Annotated in this window: 15 protein-coding genes and 2 tRNA genes; 8 read left to right on the top strand and 9 right to left on the bottom strand. The window is 69.1% G+C overall.

Annotation, left to right across the window (positions count from 1 at the left end; all coding sequences use genetic code 11):
* Positions 1–27: 27 nt before the first annotated feature.
* Together U1T56_RS20585 and U1T56_RS20580 are read right to left on the bottom strand one after the other, a co-directional pair.
* The gene (locus U1T56_RS20585; protein WP_418161382.1) at positions 28–984 is read right to left on the bottom strand and encodes a substrate-binding domain-containing protein; all 957 of its coding nucleotides are present in this window, start codon (positions 982–984) and stop codon (positions 28–30) included.
* A gap of 185 nt (positions 985–1,169) precedes the next feature.
* Complete coding sequence (locus tag U1T56_RS20580) at positions 1,170–1,568, bottom strand: response regulator (protein WP_418161381.1); 399 nt, start codon at positions 1,566–1,568, stop codon at positions 1,170–1,172.
* Positions 1,569–1,770: 202 nt separating this feature from the next.
* On the opposite strand from U1T56_RS20580, the gene U1T56_RS20575 reads away from it, so the two are divergent.
* Positions 1,771–2,670 (top strand): methyltransferase domain-containing protein, encoded by a 900-nt coding sequence (locus U1T56_RS20575; RefSeq protein ID WP_418161380.1) that lies wholly within the window; start codon positions 1,771–1,773, stop codon positions 2,668–2,670.
* A gap of 18 nt (positions 2,671–2,688) precedes the next feature.
* Here the strand turns inward: U1T56_RS20575 and U1T56_RS20570 are convergent, their stop codons facing one another.
* The 3 genes from U1T56_RS20570 to U1T56_RS20560 form a co-directional block, all read right to left on the bottom strand.
* A complete protein-coding gene (locus tag U1T56_RS20570; RefSeq protein WP_418161379.1) occupies positions 2,689–3,204 on the bottom strand; it encodes a hypothetical protein in 516 nt (171 codons plus the stop codon).
* 39 nt (positions 3,205–3,243) lie between these two features.
* Positions 3,244–3,801, bottom strand: coding sequence for a bactofilin family protein (locus tag U1T56_RS20565; protein WP_418161378.1), 558 nt, complete (start codon positions 3,799–3,801; stop codon positions 3,244–3,246).
* A gap of 153 nt (positions 3,802–3,954) precedes the next feature.
* On the bottom strand, positions 3,955–4,641 hold the full coding sequence (locus tag U1T56_RS20560; protein WP_418161377.1) for an EI24 domain-containing protein: 687 nt from the start codon (positions 4,639–4,641) through the stop codon (positions 3,955–3,957).
* 107 nt (positions 4,642–4,748) lie between these two features.
* On the opposite strand from U1T56_RS20560, the gene U1T56_RS20555 reads away from it, so the two are divergent.
* From U1T56_RS20555 to U1T56_RS20545, 3 genes are read left to right on the top strand one after another with little or no spacing between them, the layout of a single operon-like run.
* Positions 4,749–5,762, top strand: a complete 1,014-nt coding sequence (locus U1T56_RS20555; RefSeq protein WP_418161376.1) for an adenosine kinase — start codon at positions 4,749–4,751, stop codon at positions 5,760–5,762.
* 4 nt (positions 5,763–5,766) lie between these two features.
* Positions 5,767–6,276: a hypothetical protein gene (locus U1T56_RS20550; protein ID WP_418161375.1), complete on the top strand. Its 510-nt coding sequence runs from the start codon at positions 5,767–5,769 to the stop codon at positions 6,274–6,276.
* Positions 6,277–6,311: 35 nt separating this feature from the next.
* A complete protein-coding gene (locus tag U1T56_RS20545; RefSeq protein ID WP_418161374.1) occupies positions 6,312–6,512 on the top strand; it encodes a hypothetical protein in 201 nt (66 codons plus the stop codon).
* A gap of 102 nt (positions 6,513–6,614) precedes the next feature.
* Here the strand turns inward: U1T56_RS20545 and U1T56_RS20540 are convergent, their stop codons facing one another.
* Genes U1T56_RS20540 through U1T56_RS20530 form a run of 3 tightly spaced genes read right to left on the bottom strand, consistent with a single transcriptional unit; the run spans position 6,615 to position 9,711 of the window.
* Positions 6,615–7,895, bottom strand: coding sequence for an O-acetylhomoserine aminocarboxypropyltransferase (locus U1T56_RS20540; RefSeq protein WP_418161373.1), 1,281 nt, complete (start codon positions 7,893–7,895; stop codon positions 6,615–6,617).
* A gap of 56 nt (positions 7,896–7,951) precedes the next feature.
* Positions 7,952–9,199 carry an MFS transporter gene (locus tag U1T56_RS20535; protein WP_418161418.1) on the bottom strand — a complete coding sequence of 416 codons (1,248 nt, stop codon included), beginning with the start codon at positions 9,197–9,199 and terminating at the stop codon, positions 7,952–7,954.
* Positions 9,196–9,711, bottom strand: a complete 516-nt coding sequence (locus tag U1T56_RS20530) for a CoA-binding protein (protein ID WP_418161372.1) — start codon at positions 9,709–9,711, stop codon at positions 9,196–9,198. The genes U1T56_RS20535 and U1T56_RS20530 overlap by 4 nt, the downstream gene beginning before the upstream one ends.
* A 99-nt stretch (positions 9,712–9,810) precedes the next feature.
* Here U1T56_RS20530 and U1T56_RS20525 point away from each other — a divergent pair, with 99 nt between their 5' ends.
* On the top strand, positions 9,811–11,280 hold the full coding sequence (locus tag U1T56_RS20525) for a pyridoxal phosphate-dependent decarboxylase family protein (RefSeq protein ID WP_418161371.1): 1,470 nt from the start codon (positions 9,811–9,813) through the stop codon (positions 11,278–11,280).
* On the opposite strand, the gene rlmB is transcribed toward U1T56_RS20525, so the two are convergent.
* Positions 11,275–12,132 carry a 23S rRNA (guanosine(2251)-2'-O)-methyltransferase RlmB gene (gene rlmB / locus U1T56_RS20520; protein WP_418161370.1) on the bottom strand — a complete coding sequence of 286 codons (858 nt, stop codon included), beginning with the start codon at positions 12,130–12,132 and terminating at the stop codon, positions 11,275–11,277. The genes U1T56_RS20525 and rlmB overlap by 6 nt on opposite strands.
* A gap of 85 nt (positions 12,133–12,217) precedes the next feature.
* On the opposite strand from rlmB, the gene U1T56_RS20515 reads away from it, so the two are divergent.
* The 3 genes from U1T56_RS20515 to U1T56_RS20505 all read left to right on the top strand — a co-directional run.
* Positions 12,218–12,303: transfer RNA gene (locus U1T56_RS20515), tRNA-Tyr, on the top strand.
* A 42-nt stretch (positions 12,304–12,345) separates the two neighbouring features.
* Positions 12,346–12,419: transfer RNA gene (locus U1T56_RS20510), tRNA-Gly, on the top strand.
* Positions 12,420–12,491: 72 nt separating this feature from the next.
* Positions 12,492–12,688: GTP-binding protein (locus U1T56_RS20505; protein WP_418161369.1), on the top strand; the 197-nt coding region annotated here is incomplete at its 3' end.

Here is a 12,688-nt window from a genome sequence, read left to right as displayed (position 1 = left end):
GAGGGACGGAGGAGGGTGGGGACGTCGTTATTTCAGCTCGCTCAGGCGCTCGGCCTTGTCGAGGTTGGCCTTGGTGATGACGATCGGCGTCAGCAGCACGAGATCGCTCTCGGGCGCCTTCTTGGTCTTCAGGTGCTCGACCATGATCTGCATGGCCTTCCTGCTCTGGCCACCTGGGAACTGCTCGACCGTGCCGGCGAGCGCCCCGTCGCGCACCGCGGCCAGAGCCTCGGGGAGCGCGTCGAAGCCGATGATCTTGACCTTGTCGGCGAGCCCCCGTGCCTTCACCGCTTCGACCGCGCCCAGCGCCATGTCGTCATTGGCGGCGACGATCACGTCGGGCGGGCTCTTCATGCCGGCGAGCAGGCTCTCGGTCACCGAGAGGCCCTGATCTCGGGCGAAGTTCGCGGTCTGTTCGGCCACGAACTTGTACTTCTCTTTATGCTGGTCGAGGACGTTGTGCAGGCCCTTGTTGCGGTCGATGGCCGGGCTGGCGCCGGGCTGGCCCTGCAGGTTGACGATCGTCGCCCCGTTCGGGAAGTTCTCGAGGACCCACTGGCCTTGCGCCTCGCCGCCCTTGACATTGTCGGCGCCGACATGGGCCAGGATACCTTCCACCCCGGCCACGCGTCGGTCGATGGTGACGACGGGCACACCGTTCTCGATCGCGGTCCTGATCGCGGGCGCCATCGCATTGACGTCGAGCGGGCTGATGACGATCCCGTTCACGCCCTGGACCACCGCCGCCTCGATGTCGGCGGTCTGCTTCGGCGCCGAGTTCTGCCCGTCCGATTCCACGGTCTTGACGCCCAGCGCCTTCCCCTCGTCCTGCAGCGCCTTCATCATATGGACGAAGAACGGGAATCCCAAGCTCGGCACCGAGGTCATCACCGTCGTCTCGGCGGCACGGGCACCGATGGTGCCCAGCGACAGCACGCCCGCGAGCGCCACGCCCGCGAGCAACGCCTTCACGGCTCTCGCCATGTCGACCTCCCCAAGAAGCGCGGCCGGATTGTTCGTCTGAGCGCGGCCGGCGGCCTCGACGCTCACCTCCCGGAGGCGACTCTGTCAACGACTTTCGTGCCTCTTCACCCCGAAGGCCGTCGCCCCGCGATCCCGGTAGTCATGGCGCAACAGACCCATCTCGAGCAGAAGCTGCAACGGCAACGCTAGGCCGGCACCACGGCCCCTGCCCGCGCCTCGGGCATGTTCTGGAAGACCGATCTGCAGGCACGCTGCAGCGCCGCCACGTTGATCGGCTTGGAGATGACCGTCAGCTCCGCCATCCCGGCGAGCTCCTCCGCACTGGCGGTGATGAAGACGACGGGGATCGAGGGGGCGATCCGCGCGTGGATGGTCCGCACGACGTGAAGGCCGGAGTCGTCGGACAGGCGGAGATCGGCAGTGATCAGGTCCGGGCGTCGCTCTTCTGCCGCTGCGATGGCCTCGGCTGCGGTCGAGGCGATCGCGAACGACTCGAAGCCGAGATCGCGCAGGAGATCCTCGAGCCTCCAGGCGAACAGGAAGTCGTCCTCGACGATCAGGGCATGGAACGAAGGAGCGGCCATGATCGGTCGATAGTCTACGTATCGGGCTATGCTGTCTACATGTTGAAAACGAGAATGCCGGTGCCGCAGCCCGCCAGGAAGTTGCAAGGAGATCGGAGATGCGCCTGACCGTCCAGCCAGCATGCGAGGCGTGGGTCCGGCCCGCAAAAATGCGCGGCGGAGAGATCTTGGCGCCGGTCGGCGGTGACACCATAACCGGGCCATGACCGACCGCATGCGCATCTTCGACCGCAACCTCGTCCGGCAGCGCCGGGCGCGTTTCGCCCGCGACTTCGGGGAGGCCGGCTTCCTGGTCGCAGAGGTGGCCGGCCGCCTGATCGACCGGCTCGAGGACATTCGCCGGAGCTTTCCGCGCGTTCTCGTCCTGGGCGGTCAGCAGGGCGTGCTCGAGCGAGCGCTCGCAGGCCGCTTCGGGATCGAACTCCTCGTGACCAGCGATACCGTTCCCGGCATGCTCGAGAGCGGGAACGGGCTTGCCGTGGTCGCCGACGAGGAGGCTCTGCCGTTCGGGCCGGACCGGTTCGACGCGGTGCTCAGCGTCATGCTGCTGCATTGGGTCAACGATCTGCCCGGCGTTCTCGTGCAGCTGCGGACCTGCCTGAAGCCCGACGGCCTTCTCCTCCTCGCCCTGCCGGGCGGGGAGACCCTGTTCGAGTTGCGGCAATGCCTGCTGCAGGCGGAGCTCGAGATGGAGGACGGGGCCAGTCCACGCGTCTCGCCCATGACGGACGTGCGCGATGCTGGCGGGCTCCTACAGCGGGCGGGCCTGGCGCTGCCCGTGGTCGATGTCGACCGGATCACCATCACCTACGCCGACCCGCTGCGCCTGATGCGCGAGCTCAGCCGGATGGGCGAGGGCAACGCACTCCTCCAGCGCCGGCCCGGTCCGCTGCGGCGGGCGACGTTGGCGCGGGCATGCCAGCTCTATGTCGAGCAGTTCGGCGATGCCGACGGGCGGGTGCCGGCGACGCTCGATATCCTGTTCCTGACCGCCTGGAAGCCGCATCCCAGCCAGCCGAAGCCGAAGCCACGCGGCTCGGCCACCGTCAGCCTGATCGATGCCCTCAAGGCGCCGCCGGCGAACGACGGGAGCGGTGGTTAAGCTCGGTAGTGAACGGGATCAGTGCGTTTCAACCTCGGGGAGGCCGCCCGTCGCATCGGCTTCCCGGTCGGCACGGGTCGTGATCTCGCCGCGCAGGACCTTGGCGGCGCTGCTGCAGGCGTCGGCATGGGCGAGCGAGACATGGCCGGACGGCCGCACATCGAGATAGGCCACGCGCGCCGGACCCGCCTTGCGGTCGGCATAGAGGAACAGATCGAGCTGGCAGTTGCCCAGGCTGTAGCGCCAGTACTGGGCGCCCTGCTCGCTACGCACCAGCGTGGGCTGTCCGAGAAGGCTCTGCAGATCGGCGCTGCCGAGGCCGACGAGCTGAACGCCACGGGGAAGCTGCGGCAGATGCTGCGGCCGCGTCGGCTCGGCAGCGCTCGCGGTCGAGGAGGCGGGCGGGACAGGCGGCGCAGACGCGCAGGCCGCCATGGCGGCGAGCGGCAGGACGCTCAGCACCACCCGACCGAGCGTCGAGCCGTGCTTCCCGCAAGCGCCATCACGATCCTTCGTCCCGCCGACCGCGAGCATGGATCTTCGGGCCCGTCCGCCCCAGCTGGAGGTTGTCGGTTACTTGCCGCCGGATTCGAGCATCGACACCGAGCCGGAGAGCCGGCCGCCGCGCTCGATCTCGAGCTCACCGTAGCGCACCGTGCCCTTGACCTGACCCGTCGAGCGGATCAGGAGGCGGTTGCGCACGGTGAGGTCGCCCTCGTAGATGCCGCTGATCTCGGCCTCCTCCACCTCGGCCTTGCCGTTGGTGAACCGGCCCGATTCGGTGATCTCGATGGCGCGGGTCTGGTTCAGCGTGACCTGGACGCTGCCCTCGACCACGAGCCGGTCGCACGCCGTGATCTCGCCCGAGAGGCTGATGCCCTGGCCGACGATCAGGCGCTTGCCGGCCTCGTCCCGATGGACGGCGCCGGCCCGTGCCGCCTCGTTCGGCATCGGAGCGCCGGCCACACCGCTCGGGCCGATCGGCAGATCGACGCGGCGCGGCGGCAGCTCCGGCTGCATGGGCTGGCGGACCTCGAGAGGCGATCGGGTGGTGGAGACGGGGGTGGCCTCGGCAGGCTTCTCGGCGACGCCGCCGGTGCGGACCGGATCGTTGTCTTTCTTGCGGAACATGCGGGACTACCCTGGGGCTCGCGGTGGTTGAACAGGGGAGGGTGGGGTCGCGTGCGCATGACGCAACCGGCCGACAGAGTGCCCCTAGAGCATTAGGCCTCCGCGAGAATCAAGTCAAACCGTACCGCGACTGCGAAAATGCCGCGCTGCCGCCTAAGCGGAACGACGCGCCAGAGCCAGCATCTCGCCGCAGAAGCGGTGGAAGCGCTGCGTCATGAAGGAGGCTCCGACGATCGGCGCGATCAGATTAACCACCGGTATGGTCAGCAGGAAAGCGATGACTATGCCCGTGAGCCAGAACATGCCGCGCTGTTGCCGGCGCAGCACGGTCAGTGTGGCCGGATCGATACGACGCAGGCCGACCAGCTCGGCATATTCGCGTCCGACCAGGTAGCCGTTTAGCAGCAGCCACAATGGCAGGTTGAGGAGCGGGACGAAGTAGAGCGGCAGGGCCAGGAGGTTGAGCAGGAGCGAGAGGCCGAGGAGCCGCAGGCTCGCCGCCAGCGCCCCGTGCCAAGGAAGCGGGCTCGTTGGCGGCAGGGCGGGGAAGTAGCGCGCCTCGGTCGCGTCCACGACCCGCTCGAGGAACAGGCCCGAGACGGCGACGACGATGCTCGGGAACAGGAACCAGGAGACGACGAGGGTGCCGAGCACGCCCAAGACCTCGACGGTCGCGTTGATCCAGCCGTAGCTGGTCCGGGCGGCCCAGCCCAAAAGCCAGTCGACACCGACGACGAGGGCGGCCAGGGTGAGCACGGAGAGGCCCACTCCCAGCCACAGCACGCGTCGGACGTTCGGATCGCCGAGCTCGGCGAAGGCGCGCACGAGTTCCTTGAGCATGGCAGGTCCATCGCCGCGGCGTCGCGGCGCGCCGGCGGCTCGGTTGAGGGGTGCACGACGGCCGCTATAGTCGGCGCGGCCGGCTTCGCAAAGGGAATCGGATCGACATGCATCTTGCGGACACTGCGGGCGACACGTTCGACGTTCTGGGCATCGGCAACGCCATCGTCGACATTCTGGCTTACGCCGAAGAATCGCTCGTCGAGGAGCTGGAGCTGCCGCGCGGCGCCATGACCCTGATTGACGAGGAGCGCAGCGCCTACCTTTATCGCCGCCTGGGCCCGGCGCGGGAGGTCTCGGGCGGCTCCTGCGCCAACACCATTGCGGCGATCGCGGCGCTGGGCGGCCGGGCCGCCTATATCGGCCGGGTGCGCGACGATCAGCTCGGTCGCGTCTTCACCCACGATATCCGGGCGGCCGGCGTCACCTTCAGGAGCCGGCCCAGCACGGACGGACCCTCGACCGCCACCTGCATGATCTTCGTCACACCGGACGGCCAGCGCACGATGAATACCTATCTCGGCGCCTGCGTCGAGCTCGGCCCCGACGACGTCGACCCGGAGCTCGTGGCGAGCGCCAGCATCACCTATCTCGAGGGCTATCTCTGGGACCGGCCCGAGGCCAAGGCCGCCTGCCGGAAGGCCGCGAGCATCGCACACGCGGCCGGCAAGAAGCTCGCCCTTACGCTTTCGGATGCGTTCTGTGTCGATCGCTGGCGGGCGGAGTTCCGCGAGCTGGTCGAGCGCGAGGTCGACATTCTGTTCGCCAACGAGAGCGAGATAAAAAGCCTCTACGAGGTCGACGACTTCGACGCGGCGCTGCAGGAGGTCCGCCGCCACGTCCATTTCGCGGCGCTGACCCGCGGCCCCAAGGGCTCGGTCGTCGTGCGCGGCGACGAGGTCCACGTCATCGACGCCACACCGCCCGAGCGCGTCCTCGACACGACGGGGGCGGGCGACCTCTACGCCGCCGGATTCCTGCGCGGCCTCACCATGGGCCTCGACCTCGCCGCCTGCGGCCGCCTCGGCAGCGCCTGCGCCGCCGAGATCATCGCCCAGTACGGTGCCCGCGCCGAGCGCCCGCTGCTGCCGCTGCTCGAGCGGGTGGCAGGGCGATCGTAAGGCCATGGCGTTTCGCCGAGAGTACGTCGAGACCTTGCGGTTACTCGCCCGGGCTTTCGCGCTCTACGAGGTGCAAGGTTACGAGCGGCCCATCATCGTCGGAGGATCGGCCGTCGAGTATTACACGCACGGCGCGGTCGAGTCCGGGGACTTCGATCTCGTCGAAGCCGACGAGCGCGCTCTTGGCGGGGCGCTCGAGGCTGTAGACTTCGTACGGGAGAATCGCGCCGGGCACTTGCTCCGTGGCTTCTACCATCCGGAACTCCTGACCGGCGTCGAGATTGTCTCGGGTACCCTGTTCGACGGGCGAACCGACAGATCACGCTCGGGCGTGCTCATGCTCGACGAGTCGTCCGTCCTGTTCCCGCCGGTCGAGGATCTGATCGCCGACCGGCTGGCACAGTATGAGGCGTCTCAACGGCAGGATTCGGAGATGCTCGGGCAGGCGCGCTCCCTGCTCGAGCTTGCGGATCAGCTCGATCACGGAATACCCAATCAGACGTGTGCAGGATGAAGGGGGCGATCCCCGATTGCTGATGAGCAGCCGTGATGCGGATCCTACGTAGTCTGGAGGATCAAGCGGCTTATCTGGAGTGCCGCAAACGCGAGCTCGGCCTGCCGCTCGGGCCGAACGAAGCAGCGCGCAACAAGGGCCGTCGTCGTACCGACAGCAAGCGCGCGCTGCTCAGGAAACTGGCAGAGGAGGCCAGCCGCTCGGGCCGTGCCGTTCCGATGCTGGCTGTCTTTTGAGCAGCATTCTGCGTTCGCAACCCGTTCGTAACCAAAGATACTGGTGAGAGTTCGTCATCGCGGCCATGCTGAGTGGCATGGCCGCGATGACGGATGCCGTCGCTAGGCCGCCGCCTTCAGTGCCTGATCGAGGTCGGCGATGATGTCGTCCACCGACTCGAGGCCGATCGAGAGCCGGACCACGTCGGGGCCCGCGCCGGCCGCGATCTGCTCCTGCTCGCTGAGCTGGCGGTGCGTGGTCGAGGCCGGGTGGATGATGAGCGAGCGCGTGTCGCCGATGTTGGCGACGTGGCTCAGAAGCTGGCAGTTGTCGACGATCCTGACACCGGCCTCGTAGCCGCCCTTGACGCCGAAGGTGAAGACCGAGCCCAGGCCCCTGGGGCAGTACTTGTCGACGAGCGGGGTCCTGTTCTGCGGCAGGCGCGCATAGGATACCCAGGCCACCTGCGGGTGCCGGGCGAGCCAGGCCGCGACCTTGTCGGCGTTCGCCACGTGGCGCTCCATCCGGAGTGGCAGGGTCTCGATCCCCTGCAGGATCAGGAAGGCGTTGAAGGGCGACAGCGCCGGGCCCATGTCGCGCAGACCGATCGCCTTGTTGCGCACGGTGAGCGCGAAGTTGCCGAAGGTCTCGTAGAAGCGGAGCCCGTGATAGGCCGCCGTCGGCTCGCTCATCAGCGGGAACTTGCCGTTGCCCCAGTCGAACCTCCCGCCCTCGACGATGACACCGCCGACCGAGTTGCCTTGGCCGCCCAGGTATTTGGTCATGGAGTGGACGACGACATCCGCCCCCCACTTCAGAGGCTGGCACAAGTAGGGCGAGGGCAGGGTGTTGTCGACGACGAGCGGCACGCCGTTTGCGTGGGCGATCTCGGCGATCGCCTCGATGTCGGCGACGATTCCGTCGGGATTGGAAGCGCTCTCGATGAACACCGCCCGGGTCCGATCGTCGATCGCGGCTCGGAAGTTCGCGGGATCCCGCGGATCGACGAAACGGACCTTCCAGCCGAACTGCGGGAAGGTGTGGGTCATCTGCGCGATCGAGCCGCCATAGAGCTTCGAGCTCGCGACGACGTTGTCGCCGGGCTGCATCAGGTTGAGAAAGGTGAGGAACTGGGCGGCGTGGCCGGACGCCGTGCAGCAGGCGGCGGTGCCACCCTCGAGGGCGGCGATGCGCGCCTCCAGCACCGACACGGTCGGGTTGGTCAGGCGCGTGTAGATGTTGCCGAACTTCTGCAGGTTGAACAGGGATGCTGCGTGGTCGACGTCGTCGAACACGTAGGAGGTCGTCTGGTAGATCGGCACCGCACGGGCGCCGGTGGTCGGATCGGGCTCGGCGCCGGCATGGATCGCCAGGGTCTCGAAGCCGTAGGTCCGTTCGGACATGGATGGTTCCTCATGCGCAGCCGGGGAAGCGCCCCGTTCGTCTCGCTGGCGGTGATCTAGCCGCTTCGGGAGCGGCTTGCCAAAGGTCTCTCGATCGCGTGCCGGCGGCCGAGAGCCGACAGCGTCAGAAGCGAGAGCAGCGCGAAGCCGCCGCCGGCGAGAAAGGTGGCGGCCGCGCCCGCCCGGTCCCACAAGATGCCGGCCACGAGGCTCGCCGCGAGGAGCACGAGCCCGGTCAGCAGGTTGAACAGCCCGAAGGCGCTGCCGCGCAAGGCGGGCGGGGCCGTGTCGGCGACGAGCGTGGCGAGCAGGCCCTGGGTCAGGCCCATGTGCAGCCCCCACAAGGCCACGCCCAGCATGACGGGCACGATGGCGCCTGCCGCGGCGAGCACGAGATCGGCGAGGAGGAGGGCCGCGATCCCGAGTGCCAGGAGCCGGCGCCGGTCGATCCGGTCGGCGAGGACACCGGCAGGGTAAGAGGAGAGCGCATAGGCGAGGCTCATCACCACCATGACCAGCGGCACCAGGCCGGTCCCGAGCCCGACGTCGCCGGCGCGGAGTACCAGGAAAGCCTCGCTGAACCGGGCGAGGGTGAGAAGGCCGCCCGTCAGGAGGACCCGCCAGTAGGCGCCGGGGAGGAGTCGCAGGTCGCGCACGTGTAGCGGGGCGGCGCCTGCGGCCGGCCGTTCGGCCGCTGGCGCGTGCCGGGGCTCCTCGACGCCGACGACCAGCAGCAGGACCGCGAGCATGGCAGGCAGCACGGCGAACCAGAGTGCTGTGCGGATGTCGAAGGCGAGTCCCGCCACGAGCAGGACGGCAAGGAGCGGTCCCAGCACGGCCCCCACCGTGTCGAGCGACTGGCGCAGCCCGTAGCAGGCGCCGCGCAGATGCACGGGCGCTATGTCGGCGATCAGCGCGTCGCGCGGGGCGCCTCGAATACCCTTGCCGATCCGGTCGACGAAGCGGGCGGCGAAGACCAGCCCCAGCGAGCTCGCGAGCGGGAACAGGGGCTTGGAGAGGGTGGCGAGGCCATAGCCGATGACGGCGAGCAGCTTGCGCCGACCGAGCACGTCGCTGAGGATGCCCGAGAACAGCTTGGTGATGGAGGCCGTGGCCTCGGCCAAGCCCTCGATCAGGCCCACGGACGCCATGCCGGCACCGAGCGTACCCACCATGAACACCGGCAGCAGCCCGTGGACCAGCTCCGAGGAGGCGTCCATGCACAGGCTCACGAAGCCCAAGGCCCACACACCTCGGGGGATGGCGCGGAACCCATGCGGCGGCCTCGGGGTCACGGCGTTCAGACGAGGCCGCCCTTCTTCTTCCTGAGCTGCACCGCCGTTCCGCGCTTGGCGGAGACGATGCCGCGATTGACGCCGAGCCAGCCGATCTCACCGAACAACCGGCCGTATTCGATCTTGGGGCAGCGATCCATCACGACCTCGGCCCCTTGCGCCCGTGCCCGCTCGGCCGCGGCGTCGTCGCGCACGCCGAGCTGCATCCAGATCACCTTGATCCCGCGCCGCACGGCCTCGTCGGCGACGGCGCCCGCCTCCTCCGAGCGGCGGAAGATCGAGACCATGTCGGGCACCACGGGCAGGCTCGCGAGGTCGGGATAGACGGTCTCGCCCAGGAGTGTCTCGCCGGCGCTGCGCGGATTCACCGGCAGCACGCGGTAGCCTTTGCCCTGCAGATAGAGCATGGCGAAATAGGACGGCCGCATCTCGTTCGTCGAAGCACCCACCATGGCGATGGTCTTCACCTTCTGGAGAATGCGGCGCAGGTCGTTGTCGTCGTAGACGAGGGGTTCGGGCATCGGGCGGTCGGGATCGTCGAGGATGGGGGCGCCACTATAGGCGGGGCGCCGTGCGACCGCCACCCATAGCCCGCGCCAGCGAGGGACGGGAAGAGCAGGATGAGCAGCGACGATCGGCCGGACGGCACGCTCGACCCCGAGGACTGGGAGGCGTTCCGCGCGATCTGCCACCGCGCCGTCGACCGCATGATCGAGCGCTGGGCCCATGCACGCGAGCGCCCGGTCTGGCAGTCGGTCCCGGACGCGGTCAAGGATGCCCTTGCCGGGGAGGGCCCGCCCGAGCGCGGCATCGGCCTCGAGGCGACGTTGCGCCGGTTCGAGGAGCTGATCCTTCCTTACCCCACCGGCAACACCCATCCGCGCTTTCTGGGCTGGGTGCACGGCTCGGGGACGCCGGTGGGCGCTCTGGCCGAGTTCCTCGCCGGTGCCATGAACGCCAATCTCGGCGGCCGCGAACACGCGCCGGTCCATGTCGAGCGCCAGGTGATCCGATGGTCGCGCACGTTGTTCGGCCTGCCCGAGGGAGCGAGCGGGCTGCTCGTCGGCGGCACCTCGACGGCGACCCTGATCGGCCTCGCCTGCGCCCGCGAGGCCAAATGCCCCGGCGACGTGCGCCGCGAGGGGCTGCAGGGAGGCCCGGCGCGCCTCACCGGCTATACCTCGCGCGAGGCGCACGGCTCGGTCACGAAAGCATTCGAGCTTTTGGGCCTCGGCCGCGAGCATCTGCGCCTGGTCCCGGTCGATGCCGAGCTGCGCATGGACGTTCGGGCGCTGCAGGAGGCGGTCGCGGCCGACCGCGCTGCGGGTTTCCATCCGTTCTGCGTCGTGGCCACGGCCGGCACCGTCAACACCGGCGCCATCGACGACCTTGCCGCCATCGGGCACTTCTGCCGCGAGCAGAGCTTGTGGCTCCACGTGGATGCCGCCTTCGGCGGGCTCGCCGTCCTCGTTCCCGAGCTGGCGCCGCGCCTCGCTGGGATCGAGCAGGCGGACTCGCTCGCCTTCGACTTCCACAAATGGCTGCACGTGCCCTACGACGCCGGCTGTGTGCTGATCCGCGACGAGGGGATCCACCGCGCCACGTTCGCGCTCCGGCCCGACTATCTCGCCGCCGCCGAGCGCGGGCTCGCGGGCGGCAATCCCTGGTTCTGCGAGTACGGTATCGATCTCTCGCGGGGCTTTCGGGCGCTCAAGGTCTGGTTCACGCTGCTCGCCTACGGCCTCGACCGGCTGGGAGAGGCGATAGCGCGGAACTGCGCGGACGCGGCCTGGCTCGGCGAGCGCGTGGCGGAAACACCGGAGCTCGAGCTCCTGGCCCCGGTGGCGCTCAACATCGTCTGCTTCCGCTGGCGCGACGGCCGGCTGTCGCCGGCGGCGCTCGACGCGCTCAACGCCGCCGTGGTGGCCGACCTGCACGAGGAGGGGATCGCCGCCCCCTCGACGACCCAGCTCGACGGGAGGCTCGCGATCCGTGCCTGCCTGTGCAACCACCGCACGGACCGCTCCGACCTCGCAGCCCTGCTCGAAGGGGTCATCACCCTGGCACGCCGCCGGGCCGCAACCCTATGAGGCGGCTCGCCGCCGTGCCAGGACATAGAGCGCGATCCCGGCCGCGACCGAGACGTTGAGGCTCTCCATCCTGGGGTCGATCTCGAGCCGGGCGAGGAAGTCGCAAGCATCGGCCACGAGCCGCCGCAGGCCCTCGCCCTCGCTGCCCAGGACCAGCACGACGCGGGACGGCAGGTCCAGCTCCTCGAGCCGCTGCGGGCCGGCCGCATCGAGGCCGACCAGCCAGTAGCCACGCTCCTTGAGCTCGCCCAAGGTCCGGGCGAGGTTCACGACCTCCACGATCGGCAGGAGGTCGAGCGCACCCGAGGCTGCCTTGGCGCAGGCACCGCCCAGCTCGGCGCTGCGCCGTTGCGGCAGGATCACGCCTTCGACCCCGAGCGCTGCCGCCGTGCGCAGGATGGCGCCGAGATTGCGGGGATCGTTCACCTGGTCCAGCGCCAGCACGAGCGAGGGGGCTGCCGGATCGCGTCCGAGCTCGTCCGGGCTGCACTCGGGGAGAGGCTCGACGCCGAGCGCCAGGCCCTGGTGCGGCGTGTCCGGCGGGAGAATCTGGGCGAGCCGTTCGGGACTCACGGTCTCGACCGCGAGTCCGCGCGCCCGCGCCGCCTCTTCGACCAGGGGTAGCGCCGCTTCGGTCGCGAGCAGCCGGTGGCAGGTCCGGTCCGGGTTGCGGAGCGCGGCGACCACGGCGTGCTGGCCGTAGAGCCACAGCCGGCCCGGCGCTGGCGCTGCGCCGCGCTGGCGGCCGGCGGGTCGATGGCGGGCCGCGGCCTCGTCCGGCCGAGGACGGGCGGGGCTCGAAGGCCGGTTCTGCCGGCCGCGATCGGGGGTGTTCCGTGGACGACGGGTCAAGGTGACGGGGTCTCTTCGCTGCGGGTTGACAAGTGCTGGAAAACGACCATATTCCGCCCGCGTTTCGCCCTGAAGCCCCGGGTTTGGAGGGGTGGCCGAGCGGTCAATGGCAGCAGACTGTAAATCTGCCGACGTACGTCTACGTAGGTTCGAATCCTACCCCCTCCACCACCATCCTCATCGAAACAGGCGCGAAACGAAGGCCGGACCCGGGCGGGTGTAGCTCAATGGTAGAGCTCCAGCCTTCCAAGCTGGCGGTGAGGGTTCGATTCCCTTCACCCGCTCCATCCAGCCAGCATCATCACCCGTCACCATCCGCCACATCCGCCGGAACCGCGAGGGAAGCGCAGGAGCCGTAGATGGCCAAGGAAAAGTTCGAGCGGACGAAGCCGCACTGCAACATCGGGACGATCGGGCACGTCGATCACGGCAAGACGACGCTGACGGCGGCGATCACCAAGGTGCTGGCGGAGCAGGGCCGGGCCCAGTTCCAGGCGTACGATTCGATCGACAAGGCGCCGGAGGAGAAGGCGCGCGGCATCACGATCAACACGGC

It is taken from the genome of Benzoatithermus flavus (assembly GCF_037908215.1).
GTDB classification, from domain to species: Bacteria; Pseudomonadota; Alphaproteobacteria; order Geminicoccales; family Geminicoccaceae; genus Benzoatithermus; species Benzoatithermus flavus.
The sequence above is the reverse complement of the archived record's forward strand: the minus strand, read 5'-3'. Positions and strand labels throughout refer to the sequence as shown.